A 17,303-nucleotide genomic window follows, 5' to 3' on the forward strand; every position below is an offset into this window, starting at 1 on the left:
GCGGCCGCCTCATCGGCGACATCGGGCCTTCACGCGCGTCACAACGGGTAACCGTTTTCAGTCGCGGTTTTTCGAATGCCGCGTCATCGCCGCGTCATTCCGCTGCCATCGCCGGTTCACCGCGCGCGACCACGATTGCGCAACGGGCTTGCCCAGGCCGGGGACCGGCGCATGCGCTACGCGATCGTCAGCGAAACCTACCCGCCGGAAGTCAACGGCGTGGCCCTGACCGTGCAGGGGCTCGAACAGGGGCTGCGTGCCCGGGGACACGACGTCCACCTGATACGTCCCCGCCAGTCGCCGCAGGACAGCGCGGCCGTGCATGAGGTGTTGGTGCGCGGCGCGCCGCTGCCGCGCTATCCCGGCCTGCGGCTGGGCCTGCCGGCGACGTCGCGGTTGATCCAGACCTGGACGCAGGCGCGACCCGACGCGGTCTACGTGGCCACCGAAGGTCCGCTCGGCTGGTCGGCACTGCGCGCGGCGCAGCGGCTGGGCATTCCCGCGGCGAGCGGCTTCCACACGCGCTTCGACGAATACATGCGCGATTACGGCCTGCCCTTCCTCACCGGCGCGGCGCTGGCGTGGATGCGCCGCTTTCACAACGCCGCCGACGCGACGCTCGTACCGACGCGCGAGCTGGTGGACTTCCTCGCCGCACACCGCTTCCGCAACGTCGTGCGCCTGCCGCGCGCGGTCGATACCGGGCTGTTCGACCCGCGCCGCCGCGACGATTCGCTGCGCGCGCAGTGGGGCGTCGGCGAGCGCACGCTGCTGGCGATCTACGTCGGCCGCATTGCCGCCGAGAAGAACCTCGATCTCGCGGTGCGCGCGTTCCGCCAGATCCAGAACGTGCGGCCGGACGCGCGCTTCGTCTGGATCGGTGATGGCCCCGCGCGCGCGAAGCTCGAACACGACAATCCCGACTTCATCTTCTGCGGCGTCCAGCGCGACGAAGCGCTGGCACGCCACTTCGCGAGCGGCGACCTGTTCGTCTTCCCGAGCCTGAGCGAAACCTTCGGCAACGTCACGCTGGAAGCGCTCGCCAGCGGCGTGCCGACGGTAGCCTTCGATTACGGCGCCGCGCGCGAATACCTGCGCGACGGCGTGCACGGCGCGGCGGTCGCGCCGAACGACGAAGCCGGCTTCATCGCCCAATGCGTGCGCATCGCCGCCGACGACGCGATGCGCGAAACCATGCGCGACGCGGCGCGGCAGGCGGTGATCGCGTTGCGTCCGGAACAGGTCAGCACCGATTTCGACGCGTTGCTCCAGCAGCTCGTCGATACGCGCCGCGAACGCGCGGCCGGCACCCTCGCCACGGCGGCAGAACGGGAGGCGTCATGAACCGTCATACCCTGCAGAAGCGTTTCGCAGCCGGCGATTCCGGCTGGTGCCTGCGCGCGAACCGCTGGGGCGAACGCGGCCGTTCGCGTTCGTACTTCGCAGCGGTGAGCCGACTTGGCGATGGCGTGTTCTGGTACGCGCTGATGGGCGTGCTGATCGTCGTGGACGGGCTGGACGGCCTCGCGGCGTCCGCACATCTGGCGGCGACGGGCGTGATCGCGCTGACGCTCTACAAGCTGCTCAAGCGCTGGACGCGCCGCCCGCGCCCGTTCGCCTCCGACCGCCGCATCCACGCATGGGTCGCGCCGCTGGACGAGTTCTCGTTCCCGTCAGGCCACACGCTGCACGCGGTGGCCTTCAGCATCGTCGGGATGGCGCACTACCCGATGCTGGCGTGGGTGCTGGTGCCGTTCACGGCGAGCGTGGCGGCCTCGCGCGTCGTGCTGGGGCTGCACTATCCGAGCGACGTGCTGGCCGCGACGGTGATCGGGTCGGGGTTGGCGGGGGTTTCGTTGTGGGTGGTGCCGGGGGTGACGTTGTTCTGACGGCTGCGCGATGGACGCGGTCGGTATCCCAATTCGCGCCACACGCGTGTTCCACATCCCTTGATCCCACCCGCGTCATCCTGGCGAAACCGGGACCCAGGCCCACAACGTACGGGTACTCCCACAGCAGTGACGAACTTGACCGTCATCCCGGCGAAAGCCGGGACCCAGGCCCGTACCGTCCGGGCACTCCCACAGCGGTGATCAACTTCACCGTCATCCCGGCGAAAGCCGGGATCCAGGCCCGTATCGTCCGGGCACTCCCACAGCGGTGAACAACTTCACCGTCATCCCGGAGAAAGCCGGGATCCAGGCCCGTACCGTCCGGGCACTCCCGACGCGGAAAACAACATCTCGTCGTTCCAGCGAAAAGCTGGAACCCATTTTGATCTTGCCTTTGCGATCTTCGGGAATACGAAAAGCAAAAGCTTCCGCTCGAAAACGAGCGGGTTACTTTTGTTTCGGCAAAAGTAACCAAAACCACTCGCTCCTGACGCGAGCCGCCGCTACGCGGCGGTGCCCTGCGCTCCTCGGCAATCAGGGGACGTCGCCCAAACTCGCTGCGCTCAAACAGTGGGCGACTCTTCGCCCCTGATTCCCTGCGGTGCTCGGCTCGCTTTAAGTCGCTGGATGATCAAAAGCCAAGCAAGAGCAAGAGCGAGCAGCAGCAGCGCATACGCAGCGGTGCACCCTACGCCGCCGCCCGCACCACCTTCGCCCTCGCGACGCTGGGGAAATACTGCGCGGCCCAGTCGCGGTCGTTCGCCACCTGCGCGTGCGCGCGGCTGTCTTCCAGCGCACCGAAATCCAGCGTGGCGACTGCCCAATGCTGGTCGCCGCGCGTCTGGACGACCATGCCGTCGTGCGGCAGGCCGACGTCCATGGGCGCGATCAACGCGGCCTCGCCGGTGTTCACGTCGAGCGCGGGGCTCCACGGCGCTTCGCCGGCGGTGACGGACTGCGCGACGAAGCAGCGGTTCTCCAGCGCGCGCGCCAGGCAGCCCACGCGCACGCGCGTGGCGCCAGCGTCGGTGTCGGTGCAGCTGGGGACGATCAGCAGTCGCGCGCCCGCCTCGCACTGCGCGCGCACCGGCAGCGGGAATTCGCTGTCGTAGCAGACCGACACTGCGCTGCGCACGCCATCGGTTTCGAAGACCTTGAGTTCATCGCCCGATTCGATGACGCCCGTGCGCTTCTCGAAGCCCGTCAGGCGCAGCTTGTCCTGCCAGACGTGCGCGCCGTCCGGAGCGAAGGCGTAGCTGCGGTTGCGATAGCGGCCGCGCCCGGTGTCGAGCAGGAACGTGCCGGCCACCACGTGCATCGCGCGCTCGCGCGACAGACGCGAGAACAGGTCGACGAACGCACCGTGATGGCGCTGCGTCGCGGCGAGGGAGGCATGAAGGTCGCCGCTGATGGTGGTGTCGAACGTCGCCGCCAGTTCCAGCGACAGGTATTCCGGCAACACGGCGATGCGCGCGCCGAGCGCCTTCGCTTCGTCCAGCCACTGCGCCTGCTTGCGCGCGAAGGCGTCGAAATCCGCCGGCGCGTCGATCGAGTATTTCGCCACGGCCACCTTCAGGGCGGCCGAAGTTTCATGCGGATGGGTCATCGGGTGCGCTCCAGGGGTCGCAGCCAGAACGTGAGGGTGTGGTCGGTTTCGCCGTCCTGCCCGATCTCGCGCCACGGCAGGCGTGCGCGAAGTTCGGGGCGCGGGCGGTAGCCGCGCTTGTTCCAGAACGCCTCGTTGCCGCGATGGAAGGCGGGACGTCGCGGGTGCGAGGGCTCGCGGTCTACCGCGCAGAAGGCGGTCCAGCCGTAGTCGCCGTAACTGCGTGCATGGGCTTCGCGTTCGTCGAAGAAGCGGTGCCCGATGCCCTTGCCGCGATACGCCGGCAGCAGCACCGATTCGCCGCAATAGAACACGTCGGTGATCGGGATCGAGGTATGCGTGAAGGGTTCGGTGAATTCGTCCGACTCGTCCGCAAGCGGAAGACCCGTGGACGCGCCGACGACCATGTCGCCATCGAAGGCGAGCACCGCGACGCTGCGCGGCGAGCGCAGGTAGGTTTTCAGGTATTCGGCTTCGTAGTCCTCGTCGCCGTCGTACAGGTACGGCCAGTCGCGGAACACCGCGATGCGCAGCGCGGCCAGATGGCCCAGCCAGGGTTCGATCGCCATTCCGTTGAAGCAGCGGATTTCGACAGGGCGAGCGGTAAAGGCGGGTTTGACGTCCATGACATACATGTTAGGGCCCCTGGCGGTGGCGAGGATGACGAGACGGGCACGACGAAGGCGGCCGCGAAGATCCTTCCTTCGCGGCCGCACTCATTCAGGCCTGACGCACCGCCGGGCGCGCACCGGCCACCTGGTACCAGTCCACCTTGCGGGTCACCACCATCACGGTCGCCAGGACCAGGAACAGCAGACCGGCGCCGAGCACCAGCGCGTTGTCCTCCGACACCAGCAGCCCGTACAGTGCGGCATAGAGCGTTGCGAGCATCGCAGCGAAGCCCAGACCGCGTGCGGTGCTGCGCAGCACGGCGCTGAGGTAGAAGCCCAGCAACCCGATGCACGCGACGCTGGCGGCCAGGTAGGCGTAGACGAAGCGGATGTGCTCGCTCAGGCTCACCAGCAAAAGGAAGAAGATCGCCAGCGCCAGCCCGACGAGGCCGTACTGGATCGGGTGGATCGGCAACTGCTTGATGAGTTCGAACAGGAAGAACCCGACAAAGGTCAGCACGACGAACAGCAGGCCGTACTTGGTCGCACGATCGGCCTGCGTGTAGATGTCGACCGGATCGATCAGCGACACGCTGACGCCCTCCTCGCGCGCAAGTTCGGCCAGCGAGGAGCCGGCGAGGAACTTGCCCTGTGCGTTGCTCGCAACCGATGCGATGTCCCAGTCGGCACGGAACCCGCGCGCGTCGGCGTCCTGTCGCGGCGAGGTGCCGGAGAAACTGGGGTGCTGCCAGCTCGAGTCGAGCGCGAACCGGTTCTTGCGGCCCATCGGCACCAGCGAGAGCGTTTCGGTGCCGCCGAGCACGACGTCCAGTTCGGTCGACAGGTCCAGCGTCTGCCCCGCGCGCGGGGCATCCAGCCGCACGTGCAGGCCGGAGCCTTCACGCGCGCCCTGCCCTTCCAGCAGCGGCAGCTCGGCGGCGTTCACGCGCAGCACCGGCGTGGAGCGCAGGCCGCGCACATCGGCGACGCCGTAGCTCAGCCACGGCCGTCCGATCTGCCGCGCCGCGGGGTCGCCTTCATTCGGGATGACCGCGTTGAAGCGCGCGGTGGCCTTGCCCTTCCATTCGTAGACGCGCACCTCGTGCAGCCCGCGCTTGCGCGTGTCGGGCACGAGCGTCCCGCGCACGTCCAGCGCGGTCGGGAAGAACACCCACTGCGAGGTCTTCGCGCGCCGCACCTTGCGCACGACGTTGAACTGGTCGGCCTCCTCGAGTTCGACCTCTTCGGTATACGGCACCACCAGCACCGGCCCGGCGAACGACTGCGCGCCGGCGTAGCTGCGCGAGATGTCGGCCACCGCCTGCGCGCGGTACATCTGCCGGTCGCTGATGACGCCGCGGATCATCAGCAGGGGAATGAGGATCGCGATGGTCATCGCGGCAACGAAACCGATCTTGAGGAACAACCGCATGGTCCAGCTCCATGGAATGGGGAACGGTCGGGAGCTTCGGCGCCTCGCATGGGGAGACGATGGCGGGACGGTGAAGTGGGGGTGAAGTGGGCTGGGGACCTGCGGCCAGCTGCGATTGCGGTTGCGGTTGCTGTCGAACAGTCTGTTCGTTGCTAGCCCCAAAGGGCGCCGCACAGGATGTGCGGCGGTGAGCGCTGAGCCATGGATGGCGAATCGCGAACGCGCCCTTGCTCTTTCCGGTCGCGGGACTGGGTTGGACTTGCACGCACTTTCTTTGGGTTACTTTTCTTTGTGCGAGCAAAGAAAAGTAACCCGAGCGCCGCAGGCGATCGGAAGCCTGGCTGGTGATTCTTCTTTGCTTTGCCGGGCTACGGCTAACGCATGGAAAGTCCATGGATGGTGCCGCCATTCGGCGGCCCAGAAGCGGCCCGCCTTCGCGGGAATGACGAGCAAGAGCAACGACAACGACAACCGCAAGATCAAAGTGGATCCCAGCTTTCGCTGGGATGACGGTGATGTGGTCCATCGCAATCGGAGTGCCCAGACGATGCGGGCCTGGGTCCCGGCTTTCGCCGGGATGACAAATATCGGGCAAGACAGATCAGCCCGGCAGCATCAACCCCGCAACCGCCCCGCCCCCGTCGCGATTCACCAGCGACGCCTCACCGCCGTGCAGCGCAGCTACTTCGGCCACGAAGGGCAGCCCCAGCCCGCTGCTGCGGCTGCCGTTGCCCGGGCGCGGCAGCGAATAGAAACGCTCGAACACGCGTTCGACGGCGTAGTCGGGAATGCCCGGCCCGCGATCGCGCACTTCCACGCGTTGCCGATCACCCTCGGCGTCCAGGCGCACCTCCACCACGCCGCGATGCGGCGAGAAATCCACCGCATTCTCGATCAGATTCACCACGGCCTGCCGAAGCAGGAAGCGATCCCCGCGCACGTCAGGCAAGCCGGCAGCCAGGTCCAGCGACAACCGCAATCCCGCCTGCGACAGCCGCGTTTCGCACTGCGATGCCGCATCGGCGACGACGTCCGCCAGCGACAGCGATTCGGGATGCTCCAGCCGCTGCCGGTGTTCCACCGCGGCCAGCGCCAGCATCTTGTCGATCATCTGCGACAGGCGTTCGCTCTGCGCGCGAATCGTCGCGGCGAAGCGCGTGCGGTCGGCATCGTCGAGCGGGCCTTCCAGCAGTTCCGCGCTGCCGCGAATCGCCGCCAGCGGGCTCTTCATTTCATGCGTCAGCGTATGCACGTACTGTTCGACGTACTGCTTGCCTTCCAGCTGCGTGCGCATGGTTTCCAGCGCGTGGCCGAGTTCGCCGAACTCGCCGGCCGTTCGGGGCAGCGTCGCGCGTTCGCCGGCGGTGACGGCATTCGCGTAGCGCCGCAACGCGCCGAGCTGGCGCGACAGCCACCACGCCGCCATCAGCCCGATCAGCAGCGACACGCCCAACAGCACCGCGCCCCAGCGCCACACCGAACGCTGGCTGCGTTCGATGAAGGGTGCGATCGCGCTGTTGGGCTTGGCGACCGTGAGCACACCAATGATGCGACCGCCTGCGTCGCGGATCGGCGCGGCAACGTGCATGACGGTCGAATTGGGATCGGCGTATTCGCTGCGCGTGGAGCGCGCGCCGTAGCGGCCGCGCAACGTCAGGTAGACGTCGTTCCAGCGTGAATAATCGCGCCCCACGTCGCGCCCGCTGCTGTCGAACACGACGATGCCGCGCGCGTCGGTGACGTAGATGCGGTACTGCGAGGTGCGCTTGCCGAAACCCCAGATCTGCGCGCCGTAATCGCGCCCGGCCATCGCGCGCACGCGGCGGGCGAAGTCGCCTTCGTCGATGCGGCCTTTGATGAAATCGTCGGTAGCGAGCTCGGCGAGCACGTTGGCCGTGTCGACCAGCGTGTCCTCCATCGCCTGGCGCACGCCGGGTTTGACCTGCGCGACGAACACCTGCGCGAGCAGCAAACCGGCGATGGCGACGATCAGGAAATAGCCCAGGAAGATGCGTAGCCCAATTTTCATGCACCAACTTCCAGCGAATAGCCGAGGCCGCGATGCGTGCGGATGGGATCCTCATCGGGCGCGACGTCGCGCAGCTTCGCGCGCAGCGTCTTGATGTGCGTGTCGACCGTGCGATCGCCACTTTCCAGCGCATCGCCCCACACGCGATCCATCAGCTGCGCGCGAGACAGCACCGCACCCGGGCGCTGCAACAGTGCCGCGAGCAGGCCGTACTCGTAGCGCGTGAGATCGAGCACGCGGCCGCGATAGCGGATGCGATGACCTTCGGCGTCGTGGGCGAACACGGCGTCGTTCTGGCGCGTCGTTGCCGGCTGCGGCGGCTGCATTCGTCGAAGCACCACGCGCACGCGCGCGACGAGCTCGCGCGGCGAGAATGGCTTGGTGACGTAATCGTCGGCGCCGATTTCCAGCCCGAGGATGCGATCGGCCTCCGCGTCCTGTGCGGTCAGGAAGATCACCGGCAGGTCGCGCTCGCGGCGCAATTGCCGGCACAGCGCGAAGCCGCCGATGTCCGGCAGCCCGACGTCGAGGATCGCCAGGTCGAAGTCCTGCCCGCGTGCCGCGGCGAGCGCGTCGCCGCCGGTGAGGCAATGCACGGCCTCGAAGCCCTCGGCGCGCAGCGCATGCGTCACGACCTGGGCGATGGCGGGTTCGTCTTCTACCAGGAGGATGCGCATGGATCGGGGATCTGGGTTCGGGATCGTAGAATCGACGGCAAGAGCATACTGGCTCCTGCCGATCCCCCTTCCGAATACCCCATCCCCATGAATTACCGCCACGCCTTCCACGCCGGCAACCATGCCGACGTGCTCAAGCACATCGCCGTGCTCGCCCTGTGCGACGCCCTGACCGCCAAGCCGGCGGCGGCGTTCGCGCTCGACACGCACGCCGGGCGCGGCCTGTACGCGCTGGACAGCAACTCCGCGCAGCGCACCGGCGAGGCCGAGGGCGGTATCGGCCGGCTGATGGCCGAGGCACCGAAGCACCCGGCCATCACGCGCTACCTGTCGGCGATCCGCGCGTGCCGCCACGACCACGGGCCCACCGCCTACCCGGGCTCGCCGTGGCTGCTCGCGCATGCGCTGCGCGAACAGGACCGCATCGCCGCGTGCGAACTGCACCCGGAGGAAGCGAAACAGCTGGAATCGGTGTTCGCGCGCGACAGCCGCGTCGCCGTGCACGAGCGCGACGGCTATGGCGCGATGAAGGCGCTGCTGCCGCCGCGATTCGGCGAGACGCGCCTCAATCGCGGACTGGTGCTGATCGACCCGCCGTTCGAGGCGCAGCTGGAGGAGTTCGATGCGGCGCTGGGCGCCTTGCGCGACGCGCTCACGCGCTGGCCGCAGGGCACGTACGCGTTCTGGTATCCGATCAAGCTGCGCCGCTCGCTGCAGCCGTTCTACCGCCGCGCGGCGACGCTGCCGGCGAAGTCGTCCTTCGTCGCCGAACTGCTCGTGCGTGCCGACGATTCGCCGCTGCGCATGAACGGAAGCGGCCTGCTGATCCTCAATCCGCCGTGGCAGCTCGACCAGACGATGGCCGGCGTGCTGCCGCTGCTGGCCAAGGTGCTCGGCGAGGACGCCGCGGCGTCCGGGCGGCTGGAGTGGTTGAAGCGCGAGGACTGACGGCGCCGCCGGCAGTCCTGTTGTCGCGCGTCAGTCGCGGGTTACAGCCCCGCCTTGCAGTCCGGCTCGAAGAAGCTCCACCGCACTTCCGGGAAGCTCTGCTTCATCGCGCGCTCGATGCCGTTGATCTGGTCGACCAGCGTTTCGACATCGCGACGCTCGTGCATCTGCGCCTGCACCGACACCATCACTTCGTTGCCAAGCTGCAGCGTGATCAGGCTGATCACGCGCTGCACCTCCGGACGCGCTTCCAGGAAGTCGCGCATCTGCTTCTGGCGCGCCGGATCGACGCTCTGGCCGATCAGCATCGCCTTCACTTCGATGGCGACGAAGACGGCCACGACGATCAGCAGCGCGCCGATGGCGATCGTGCCGATGGCGTCCCACAGCGGGTTGCCGGTGTAGACCGCCAGCAGCACGGCGACCAGCGCGAACACCAGGCCCAGCAGCGCCGCGAGGTCCTCGCCGAAGATCACGACCAGTTCGGCCTGGCGGCTTTCGCGGAACCACTGCCACAGGCTCCGATCGCCGCGCGCCTTGTTGACCTCGTGCAGGCAGGCGCGCATCGACACGCCCTCGGCGATGATGCCGAACACCAGCACGCCGGCGGCCCAGTACCAGTGCTGGAGGGGTTCGGGATGCTGCAGTTTGTGGATGCCCTCGTACAGCGAGAACATGCCGCCGACGGTGAACAGCATCACCGCCACCAGGAACGACCAGAAGTAGATGGCTTTGCCGTAGCCCAGTGGGTAGTCGGGCGACGGCGGCGCCTTGGCCTGGCGCATGCCCAGCAGCAACAGCAGCTGGTTGCCGCAGTCGGCGAGCGAGTGCACGGTCTCGGCCAGCATCGCGCTGGAACCGGTGAAGAACGCGGCCACGCCCTTGGCGACCGCGATCGCGAAATTGGCACCGAGCGCGAAGAAGATCGCGCGGGTCGAATCACCACCACCAGCCATGCGTCGTCCTTAAAGAAGTGTGGATCGATGAGTGCGTCGAAGCGGCGCGAGTCTAGCATCGGGGCATGTGGCGCCGATGCAGGCGCGGGGTGTGCGCTTCGTCAAGACCGCCACCTCGACGCCAGCATGTCAGTCGGCGAGTTCGCGCTGCGTCTTCTTGGGCAGCTTTTCCCGGACCAGTTCGTAACTTCGACGCAACAGCGCGCGCAGTTCGTCCGGAGGCAGGCGGCCGGGCTCTTCCACCATCACCCAGTGCGAACGCGCCAGGTACGGCGCCGGCTGGAAGCCGGGCCGCTCGGTCAGTTCGAGGAAGCGGTCGTCCTCGACCTTGAAGCTCACCGCGCCGGCGCCGTGTGCCCCTGCTTGATCGGCACGCGTCACGCAGAACATCTTCCCGGCCACCGAGAACACCAGGTCCTCGCCCCATTTGATCGAGCCTTCCACGCCCGGCCAGCCGCCTACCCAGTCCCGCAATCCCGCCTGATCCATCGCCCTGTCCCCGGGGCTGTCCCCGTGAAGAATGTGAATACGGGCAGTGTGCCAATATCCGTCCATGGCCGCGCGCGAACGACTCCCGCCCTGGCACGAAAGGATGCGTCTTCCCAACGGACGCGAAGTATTGATTCGTCCGATCCGCCCGGAAGACGCAGAACCCATTCGCGCCAGCTTCTCCCTGCTCCAGCCGGAGGAGGTGCGCCAGCGCTTTTCCTCCGGCATCCAGCGCGACGCGTTGGCGGAAATGACGCCTGAAGCGGCTGAGCGGATGACCCGCATCAACCCCAAGAACGAGTTCGCCCTCGTCGCGGCCGAGCCTCTGCCGCCCGGCGAGGCGTTGATCGGCGCGGTCGCGCGCATCTCGGTCGACGACAACGGTCGGGATGCCGGGTTTGCCATTCTGGTCAGCCATTACGTGGCGAACATGGGACTCGGCCGGTATCTGATGACCCGGCTGGTGAAGTGGGCGCGCGGCAAGAAGCTCGACTGCGTGTACGGCGACGTGTTCGAGCACAACCAGGCGATGCTCTCGCTCGCCGAGTCGCTGGGTTTCGAGCGCAGCGGCGAGGACGCCGCCGGGCTCATCCGCGTACGGCTGGACCTGAAGCCCAAGGCCGCCTGATCGCCTCGCGGCGTCATCCCGGCGCAGGTTGGGACGCAGCCCAACACGCGTGATCCGACGCGAGCCCTGCGCTGGGCGCGTGAACAGGCGCTCGCACGACAAGCGGCCGGAAGTGACCGTCCCGCCCGGGCCATCGCGTTGTAAAACAACGACCGGGGGGCCTTGCGGCAGGCACAACCGCGTCCGTCCACGGAGGGATCGTTTCCGGGACTGCAGCGATGAACGCCATCAACGAAGACCGCCTCAACCAGTTCCTCGGCCAGGCCGTGGGCGACCTCGGCGCGGCGATGAGCGCCACGCTCATGCTCGTGGGCGACCAGCTCGGCCTGTACCGCGCACTCGCCGAAAAGCCCATGAACGCCGCCGACCTCGCCCGCCACACCGGCACCAACGAGCGCTACATCCGCGAGTGGCTCGGCAACCAGGCCGCGGGCGGGTATGTCGATTACGACCGTGCGAGCGATACGTACTCGCTCAGTGCCGAGCAGGCGCTGTGCCTGGCCGATCCGGGCGGGCCGGTCGATCTGCCCGGCGCGTATTCCATCGTGGAAGCGACCTTCCACGCGCTGGAGAAGACCAAGGCGAATTTCCGCACGGGCCAGGGCATGGAATGGGGCGAGCACCATCCCTGCCTGTTCCATGGCACCGAGCGCTTCTTCCGCGCCGGCTACAACGCGCACCTGGTGACCGAATGGCTGCCGGCGCTGGAAGGCGTCGTCGACAAGCTGCGCGCGGGCGGCAAGGCAGCCGACGTCGGCTGCGGCCACGGCGCCAGCACATCGCTGATGGCGCGAGCGTTCCCGAACTCGACCTTCTTCGGTTTCGACTACCACGTACCGTCGATCGAGGTCGCCCGCGAGCGCGCGACGCAGGCCGGCGCGACCAATGCGCGGTTCGAAGCGGCCGATGCCACGGGCTACGCCGAGAAGGACTTCGACCTGATCTGCTTCTTCGACTGCCTGCACGATATGGCCGACCCGGTCGGCGCCGCGCGGCACGCGCTGCAGGCACTGAAGCCCGACGGCACCTGCATGCTGGTGGAACCCTTCGCCGGCGACAGCGTGGCGGAGAATCTCAATCCCGTCGGCCGCGTGTACTACGGCGCGTCGTCGCAGATCTGCGTGCCGGTGTCGCTGGCGCGCAACGGCCCGGCGCTCGGGGCGCAGGCCGGCGAGGCGCGGCTGCGCAAGGTGATGACGGACGCCGGCTTCACGCGTTTCCGCCGCGCGACGCAGACGCCGTTCAACCTGGTGTTCGAAGCCAGGCCGTGAGGCCCGCTTCGTTCCGGTAGCGAGGGGGCACGCGCGACGCGGGCTGGACGCCCGCGCCGCGCTTCCTCGTGCGATCAGACGACGGTCAGCGTCACGTCGATGTTGCCGCGGGTCGCGTTCGAGTACGGGCAGACCTGGTGCGCCTTCTGCACAAGCGCTTCGGCCTGTTCGCGCGGCAGGCCCGGCAGTGAGATCTTCAACTCGGCCTGGATGCCGAAACCGGTCGGCAGCGGGCCGATGCCGACGGCGGCGTCGATGCTCGCATCGGCGGGGAGCGCGATCTTCTCCTTGCCTGCGACGAACTTCAGCGCGCCGAGGAAGCAGGCCGAGTAACCCGCGGCGAACAGCTGCTCGGGGTTCGTGCCCTCGCCGCCCGCGCCGCCGAGTTCGCGCGGCGTGGCGAGCTTGACGTCGAGCACCTTGTCGGAGGAGACGGAACGGCCGTCGCGGCCACCGGTGGACGTGGCGTGGGCGGTGTAGAGGACCTGATCGAGGGACATGCGATGACTCCTGGTTGTGGGGTGGAACGTGGGCGGCCGACTGGCCGATTACATAGATAGCCCGCTACTTCATAGCGCACTACTTATTTGATAGAGCGAAGTGTCGCGCGGCGGACTCATCCGTTCCGTGCGAGCGCTTCCCTCAGGGATTCCAGTTGCTTCTTCATCGCCACGAGGTCGTCGGGCGAGCATTCCGAGGCGCACAGCAGGTCGGCCGGAACCGACTTAGCGCGGGTTTTCAGCGCCCTGCCTTCGGCGCTTAGCTCGACGATCACCTGCCGCTCGTCGTGGCTGGCGCGCGTGCGCGTCACCAGGCCCATCGCCTCCAGCCGCTTGAGCAGCGGCGTCAGCGTGGCCGAGTCGAGGAACAGGCGCTCGCCGATCTCCGACACGCTCAGCCCCTCGCGCTCCCACAGCACCATCATCACCAGGTACTGCGGATACGTCAGGCCCAGCGGCGCCAGCAGCCGCCGGTACACCTTGTTCAGCGCCAGCCCGGTGGAATACAGCGCGAAGCACAGCTGCTCGTCCAGATGCAGCAGGTTGCGGGCCGGCTTCGGCGTGGAGGCTTTGCGGACGGTCTTCATGGGTCGGAAATTTACATAGCGCGCTATCTAATTGCAAGCGATATTACGCGCACTGACATAACGCTGCGATCCGGTAGCGGCCCGTCCGAACGGCCTTCATCCGCATGTCCCGTAAAATGCGGGCTCTTTGCGCTGGGAGGCACGCTTCCGGCGCTGGTCTTGTTTTCGCTTTCCGGACGCCCCACGCCTTCCCGATGCGCAAATCCGCAATCCCCACGCCTCCCCTGCCGAAAACCGGCCAGCAGCGCGCCTGGTGGCGCGCGCCGGCCTCGCCGTCCGCGCTGGCGTTCCACGTCGCCGCCGCGGCGTCCGCCCATGGCGCGCCGCTGCTGGTCGTCGCGCGCGACAACCAGGGCGCACACCAGCTCGAATCCGACCTGCACACGCTCCTGGGCGCGCAGCAGACCGAGCTGCCGGTGATCGGCTTCCCCGACTGGGAAACCCTGCCCTACGACGTCTTCAGCCCGCACCCCGACATCGTGAGCCAGCGCCTGGCCGCACTGCATCGCCTGCCCACGCTCAAGCGCGGCATCGTGATCGTGCCGGTGCAGACGCTGCTGCAGCGCCTGGCGCCGCTCAAGCACGTGGTCGGCGGCAGTTTCGATGTGAAGACGGGGCAGCGCCTGGACCTCGACGCGGAGAAGCGTCGCCTCGAATCCGCCGGCTATCGCCATGTGCCGCAGGTGCTCGATCCGGGCGATTTCGCCGTACGTGGCGGCCTGCTCGACGTCTACCCGATGGGCGCCGACCAGCCGTTCCGCGTCGAGCTGCTGGACGACGAGATCGAAACCATCCGCGCGTTCGATCCCGAATCGCAGCGCTCGCTGGAAAAGATCGACGCCGTGCACCTGCTGCCGGGCCGCGAAGTGCCGCTCAGCGATGCTGCGCTGAAGCGCGCGCTCGATGCGCTGCGCGACCGCTTCGATCTGGATACGCGCCGAAGCGCGCTTTACCAGGATTTGAAGGCCGGCCTCGCACCGCCGGGCATCGAGTACTACCTGCCGCTGTTCTTCGATACGACGTCCACGCTGTTCGACTACCTGCACGCTGACACGCTGCCGGTCATCGCCGACGGCGCGATGGAAGCGGCCGACCAGTTCTGGACGCATACGGGCGAGCGTTACGAGCAGCGCCGACACGACCTCGAACGCCCGCTGCTTCCGCCCGACGCGCTGTACCTGCCGCCGGACGCATTGCGTGAGCGCCTCAATGCCGGCGCGCGCGTGGAAGTCTGCGGCGAAGGCCACGCACAGCGCGAGCGCGCGACCGCGCTCGGCGACCAGCCGGCACCGTCCCTGCCTGTCGCCGCGCGCGATCACGCGCCGGCCGACGCGCTCACGTCATTCCTGTCGAGCTATCCCGGCCGCGTGCTGGTGGCGGCGGACTCGCCGGGACGTCGCGAGGCGCTGCTGGAAATCCTGCAAGCCGGCGCATTGAAGCCCGAGGTCGTCGCGGATTTCCCGGCGTTCCTCGCGAACGACGCATCGCGATTCTCCATTGCCGTCGCTCCACTCGACGACGGTTTCGCGATCACCGAGCCGGCGTTCGTCGTGCTCACCGAACGGCAGCTGTTCCCCGAACGCGCGAGCCAGCCGCGTCGCCGACGTCGCGTCGGGCGCGAACCCGAAGCGATCATCAAGGATCTGGGCGAACTCACCGAAGGCGCGCCGATCGTCCACGAAGACCACGGCGTGGGCCGCTATCGCGGACTGGTGACGCTAGAAGCCGGCGGCATGCCGGCCGAATACCTGGAAATCGAGTACGCCAAGGGCGACCGCCTGTACGTGCCGGTCGCGCAGCTGCACCTGATCAACCGCTATTCCGGCGCGTCGGAGGAAACCGCGCCGCTGCATTCACTCGGCGGCGAGCAGTGGACCAAGGCCAAGCGCAAGGCCGCGGAAAAGGTGCGCGACGTCGCGGCGGAACTGCTGGAAATCCAGGCCAAGCGGCAGGCGCGCGCGGGCCTTGCGATCGACGTCGATCGCGCGGTGTACGAGCCGTTCGCGGCGGCGTTCCCGTTCGAGGAAACGCCCGACCAGCATGCAGCCATCGAAGCGGTGATCCGCGACCTCGCCTCCAGCCAGCCGATGGACCGCGTGGTCTGCGGCGACGTCGGCTTCGGCAAGACCGAGGTCGCGGTGCGCGCGGCTTTCACCACGGCGATGGGCGGCAAGCAGGTCGCCGTGCTCGTGCCGACGACGCTGCTGGCCGAACAGCATTACCGCAATTTCCGCGACCGCTTCGCCGACTGGCCGATCAGGGTCGAGGTGCTTTCGCGCTTCAAGACGAAGAAGGAAATCGAGGCGGAACTCGCGAAGGTCGCCGACGGCACGATCGACGTGATCGTCGGCACGCACCGCCTGCTGCAGAAGGACGTGCGCTTCAAGGATCTCGGCGCGGTCATCGTCGACGAGGAACAGCGTTTCGGCGTGCGCCAGAAGGAAGCGCTGAAGGCGCTGCGCGCGAACGTGCACCTGCTCACGCTCACCGCGACGCCGATCCCGCGCACGCTGAACATGGCGATGGCGGGACTGCGCGACCTGTCGATCATCGCCACGCCGCCGGCGCACCGCCTTGCCGTGCAGACCTTCGTCGTACCGTGGGACGACATGCAGCTGCGCGAGGCGTTCCAGCGCGAGCTGTCGCGCGGTGGCCAGGTGTACTTCCTGCACAACGACGTGGAAAGCATCGGCCGCATGCAGCGCGAGTTGCAGGAACTGGTACCCGAAGCGCGCATCGGCGTGGCGCACGGGCAGATGCCCGAGCGCGAACTCGAGCGCGTGATGCTCGACTTCCACAAGCAGCGCTACAACGTGCTGCTGTCGACGACGATCATCGAATCGGGCATCGACATCCCCAACGCGAACACGATCATCATCAACCGCGCCGACCGCTTCGGCCTGGCGCAGCTGCACCAGCTTCGCGGTCGCGTGGGTCGTTCGCACCATCGTGCGTATGCGTACCTCGTCGTGCCCGAACGCAAGGCGATGACCGACGATGCGCGCAAGCGCCTGGATGCGATCGCGGCGATGGACGAACTTGGCGCGGGCTTCACGCTGGCCACGCACGACCTGGAAATACGCGGCGCCGGCGAACTGCTGGGCGAGGAACAGAGCGGTCAGATGGCGGAAGTCGGCTTCAGCCTCTACACCGAGTTGCTCGAACGCGCGGTGCGCTCGATCCGCCAGGGCAAGCTGCCGGACGTGGACATGGTCGAAGCACGCGGCGCGGAAGTCGAGCTGCGCATTCCAGCGCTCATCCCCGACGACTACCTGCCCGACGTGCACACGCGCCTGACGCTGTACAAGCGCATCAGCGGGGCGCGCGACACGGACGAGCTGCGCGAGTTGCAGGTGGAGATGATCGACCGCTTCGGCCTGCTGCCCGACCCCGCCAAGTACATGTTCGCGGTGGCCGAACTAAAGCTGCGCGCGACGGAACTGGGCATCCGCAAGCTCGACCTCGGCGAAACCGGTGGCCGAGTGCATTTCGTCGAGAAACCCAATGTCGATCCGATGGCGATCATCCGCCTGATCCAAGGCCAGCCGAAGCTCTACAGGATGGAAGGCCCGGACAAGCTGCGCATGACGCTGGACCTGCCCGATGCATCCTCGCGCGTGCTGGCCGCCAAGGGCATCCTCACGGCACTTCAGCCGGCCGCGTGAGGTCGGCTAAGG

The 17,303-nt window shown here is 67.8% G+C and carries 15 protein-coding genes; 6 read left to right on the forward strand and 9 right to left on the reverse strand.

The features are described 5' to 3' along the window. Nucleotides 1-171: 171 nt before the first annotated feature. A complete protein-coding gene (locus GOY17_RS12930; protein ID WP_157030701.1) occupies nucleotides 172-1,344 on the forward strand; it encodes a glycosyltransferase family 4 protein in 1,173 nt (390 codons plus the stop codon). Further along, nucleotides 1,341-1,889, forward strand: a complete 549-nt coding sequence (locus GOY17_RS12935) for a phosphatase PAP2 family protein (RefSeq protein WP_157030702.1) — start codon at nucleotides 1,341-1,343, stop codon at nucleotides 1,887-1,889. Before GOY17_RS12930 ends, GOY17_RS12935 begins: the two co-directional genes overlap by 4 nt. 691 nt (nucleotides 1,890-2,580) lie before the next feature. Here GOY17_RS12935 and GOY17_RS12940 read toward each other — a convergent pair. From GOY17_RS12940 to creB, 5 genes are all read right to left on the reverse strand, one after another. Further along, nucleotides 2,581-3,468, reverse strand: a complete 888-nt coding sequence (locus GOY17_RS12940) for a carbon-nitrogen hydrolase family protein (protein WP_157031726.1) — start codon at nucleotides 3,466-3,468, stop codon at nucleotides 2,581-2,583. Between the two features lie 26 nt (nucleotides 3,469-3,494). Then, a complete protein-coding gene (locus GOY17_RS12945; RefSeq protein ID WP_232338428.1) occupies nucleotides 3,495-4,124 on the reverse strand; it encodes a GNAT family N-acetyltransferase in 630 nt (209 codons plus the stop codon). Between the two features lie 94 nt (nucleotides 4,125-4,218). Further along, the gene (creD, locus tag GOY17_RS12950) at nucleotides 4,219-5,541 is read right to left on the reverse strand and encodes a cell envelope integrity protein CreD (RefSeq protein ID WP_157030703.1); all 1,323 of its coding nucleotides are present in this window, start codon (nucleotides 5,539-5,541) and stop codon (nucleotides 4,219-4,221) included. A 601-nt stretch (nucleotides 5,542-6,142) separates the two neighbouring features. Next, complete coding sequence (gene creC / locus GOY17_RS12955; protein WP_157030704.1) at nucleotides 6,143-7,570, reverse strand: two-component system sensor histidine kinase CreC; 1,428 nt, start codon at nucleotides 7,568-7,570, stop codon at nucleotides 6,143-6,145. Next, entirely contained in the window at nucleotides 7,567-8,247 is a 681-nt protein-coding gene (gene creB, locus GOY17_RS12960; protein ID WP_157030705.1) for a two-component system response regulator CreB, read from the reverse strand. Before creB ends, creC begins: the two co-directional genes overlap by 4 nt. Nucleotides 8,248-8,334: 87 nt before the next feature. Here creB and GOY17_RS12965 point away from each other — a divergent pair, with 87 nt between their 5' ends. Further along, complete coding sequence (locus GOY17_RS12965; protein WP_115842905.1) at nucleotides 8,335-9,195, forward strand: 23S rRNA (adenine(2030)-N(6))-methyltransferase RlmJ; 861 nt, start codon at nucleotides 8,335-8,337, stop codon at nucleotides 9,193-9,195. Nucleotides 9,196-9,236: 41 nt separating this feature from the next. Here the strand turns inward: GOY17_RS12965 and GOY17_RS12970 are convergent, their stop codons facing one another. Together GOY17_RS12970 and GOY17_RS12975 are read right to left on the reverse strand one after the other, a co-directional pair. Beyond that, complete coding sequence (locus GOY17_RS12970; RefSeq protein ID WP_115842904.1) at nucleotides 9,237-10,151, reverse strand: cation diffusion facilitator family transporter; 915 nt, start codon at nucleotides 10,149-10,151, stop codon at nucleotides 9,237-9,239. Between the two features lie 129 nt (nucleotides 10,152-10,280). Then, on the reverse strand, nucleotides 10,281-10,640 hold the full coding sequence (locus GOY17_RS12975; RefSeq protein ID WP_157030706.1) for an MmcQ/YjbR family DNA-binding protein: 360 nt from the start codon (nucleotides 10,638-10,640) through the stop codon (nucleotides 10,281-10,283). Between the two features lie 64 nt (nucleotides 10,641-10,704). Between GOY17_RS12975 and GOY17_RS12980 the strand changes: the two genes are divergently transcribed. Continuing rightward, entirely contained in the window at nucleotides 10,705-11,268 is a 564-nt protein-coding gene (locus GOY17_RS12980) for a GNAT family N-acetyltransferase (protein ID WP_115842902.1), read from the forward strand. Between the two features lie 218 nt (nucleotides 11,269-11,486). Next, a complete protein-coding gene (locus GOY17_RS12985; protein ID WP_157030707.1) occupies nucleotides 11,487-12,539 on the forward strand; it encodes a class I SAM-dependent methyltransferase in 1,053 nt (350 codons plus the stop codon). A 74-nt stretch (nucleotides 12,540-12,613) separates the two neighbouring features. Here GOY17_RS12985 and GOY17_RS12990 read toward each other — a convergent pair whose 3' ends face one another. Next, nucleotides 12,614-13,039: an organic hydroperoxide resistance protein gene (locus tag GOY17_RS12990; protein WP_115842900.1), complete on the reverse strand. Its 426-nt coding sequence runs from the start codon at nucleotides 13,037-13,039 to the stop codon at nucleotides 12,614-12,616. Nucleotides 13,040-13,155: 116 nt separating this feature from the next. Beyond that, nucleotides 13,156-13,626, reverse strand: a complete 471-nt coding sequence (locus GOY17_RS12995; protein ID WP_157030708.1) for a MarR family winged helix-turn-helix transcriptional regulator — start codon at nucleotides 13,624-13,626, stop codon at nucleotides 13,156-13,158. Nucleotides 13,627-13,820: 194 nt separating this feature from the next. Here GOY17_RS12995 and mfd point away from each other — a divergent pair, with 194 nt between their 5' ends. Next, entirely contained in the window at nucleotides 13,821-17,291 is a 3,471-nt protein-coding gene (gene mfd / locus GOY17_RS13000) for a transcription-repair coupling factor (RefSeq protein WP_157030709.1), read from the forward strand. Nucleotides 17,292-17,303: the final 12 nt, after the last annotated feature.

It is taken from the genome of Lysobacter soli (genome assembly GCF_009755585.1).
GTDB classification, from domain to species: Bacteria; Pseudomonadota; Gammaproteobacteria; order Xanthomonadales; family Xanthomonadaceae; genus Lysobacter_J; species Lysobacter_J soli.

Bases quoted from the DNA above. Each gene is read 5' to 3' on its own strand.
- GOY17_RS12930 (WP_157030701.1), top strand. From the start codon at position 172: ATGCGCTACGCGATCGTCAGCGAAACCTACCCGCCGGAAGTCAACGGC.
- GOY17_RS12935 (WP_157030702.1), top strand. From the start codon at position 1,341: ATGAACCGTCATACCCTGCAGAAGCGTTTCGCAGCCGGCGATTCCGGC.
- GOY17_RS12945 (WP_232338428.1), bottom strand. From the start codon at position 4,124: ATGGACGTCAAACCCGCCTTTACCGCTCGCCCTGTCGAAATCCGCTGC.
- creD (WP_157030703.1), bottom strand. From the start codon at position 5,541: ATGCGGTTGTTCCTCAAGATCGGTTTCGTTGCCGCGATGACCATCGCG.
- creC (WP_157030704.1), bottom strand. From the start codon at position 7,570: ATGAAAATTGGGCTACGCATCTTCCTGGGCTATTTCCTGATCGTCGCC.
- creB (WP_157030705.1), bottom strand. From the start codon at position 8,247: ATGCGCATCCTCCTGGTAGAAGACGAACCCGCCATCGCCCAGGTCGTG.
- GOY17_RS12965 (WP_115842905.1), top strand. From the start codon at position 8,335: ATGAATTACCGCCACGCCTTCCACGCCGGCAACCATGCCGACGTGCTC.
- GOY17_RS12970 (WP_115842904.1), bottom strand. From the start codon at position 10,151: ATGGCTGGTGGTGGTGATTCGACCCGCGCGATCTTCTTCGCGCTCGGT.
- GOY17_RS12975 (WP_157030706.1), bottom strand. From the start codon at position 10,640: ATGGATCAGGCGGGATTGCGGGACTGGGTAGGCGGCTGGCCGGGCGTG.
- GOY17_RS12980 (WP_115842902.1), top strand. From the start codon at position 10,705: ATGGCCGCGCGCGAACGACTCCCGCCCTGGCACGAAAGGATGCGTCTT.
- GOY17_RS12985 (WP_157030707.1), top strand. From the start codon at position 11,487: ATGAACGCCATCAACGAAGACCGCCTCAACCAGTTCCTCGGCCAGGCC.
- GOY17_RS12990 (WP_115842900.1), bottom strand. From the start codon at position 13,039: ATGTCCCTCGATCAGGTCCTCTACACCGCCCACGCCACGTCCACCGGT.
- GOY17_RS12995 (WP_157030708.1), bottom strand. From the start codon at position 13,626: ATGAAGACCGTCCGCAAAGCCTCCACGCCGAAGCCGGCCCGCAACCTG.
- mfd (WP_157030709.1), top strand. From the start codon at position 13,821: ATGCGCAAATCCGCAATCCCCACGCCTCCCCTGCCGAAAACCGGCCAG.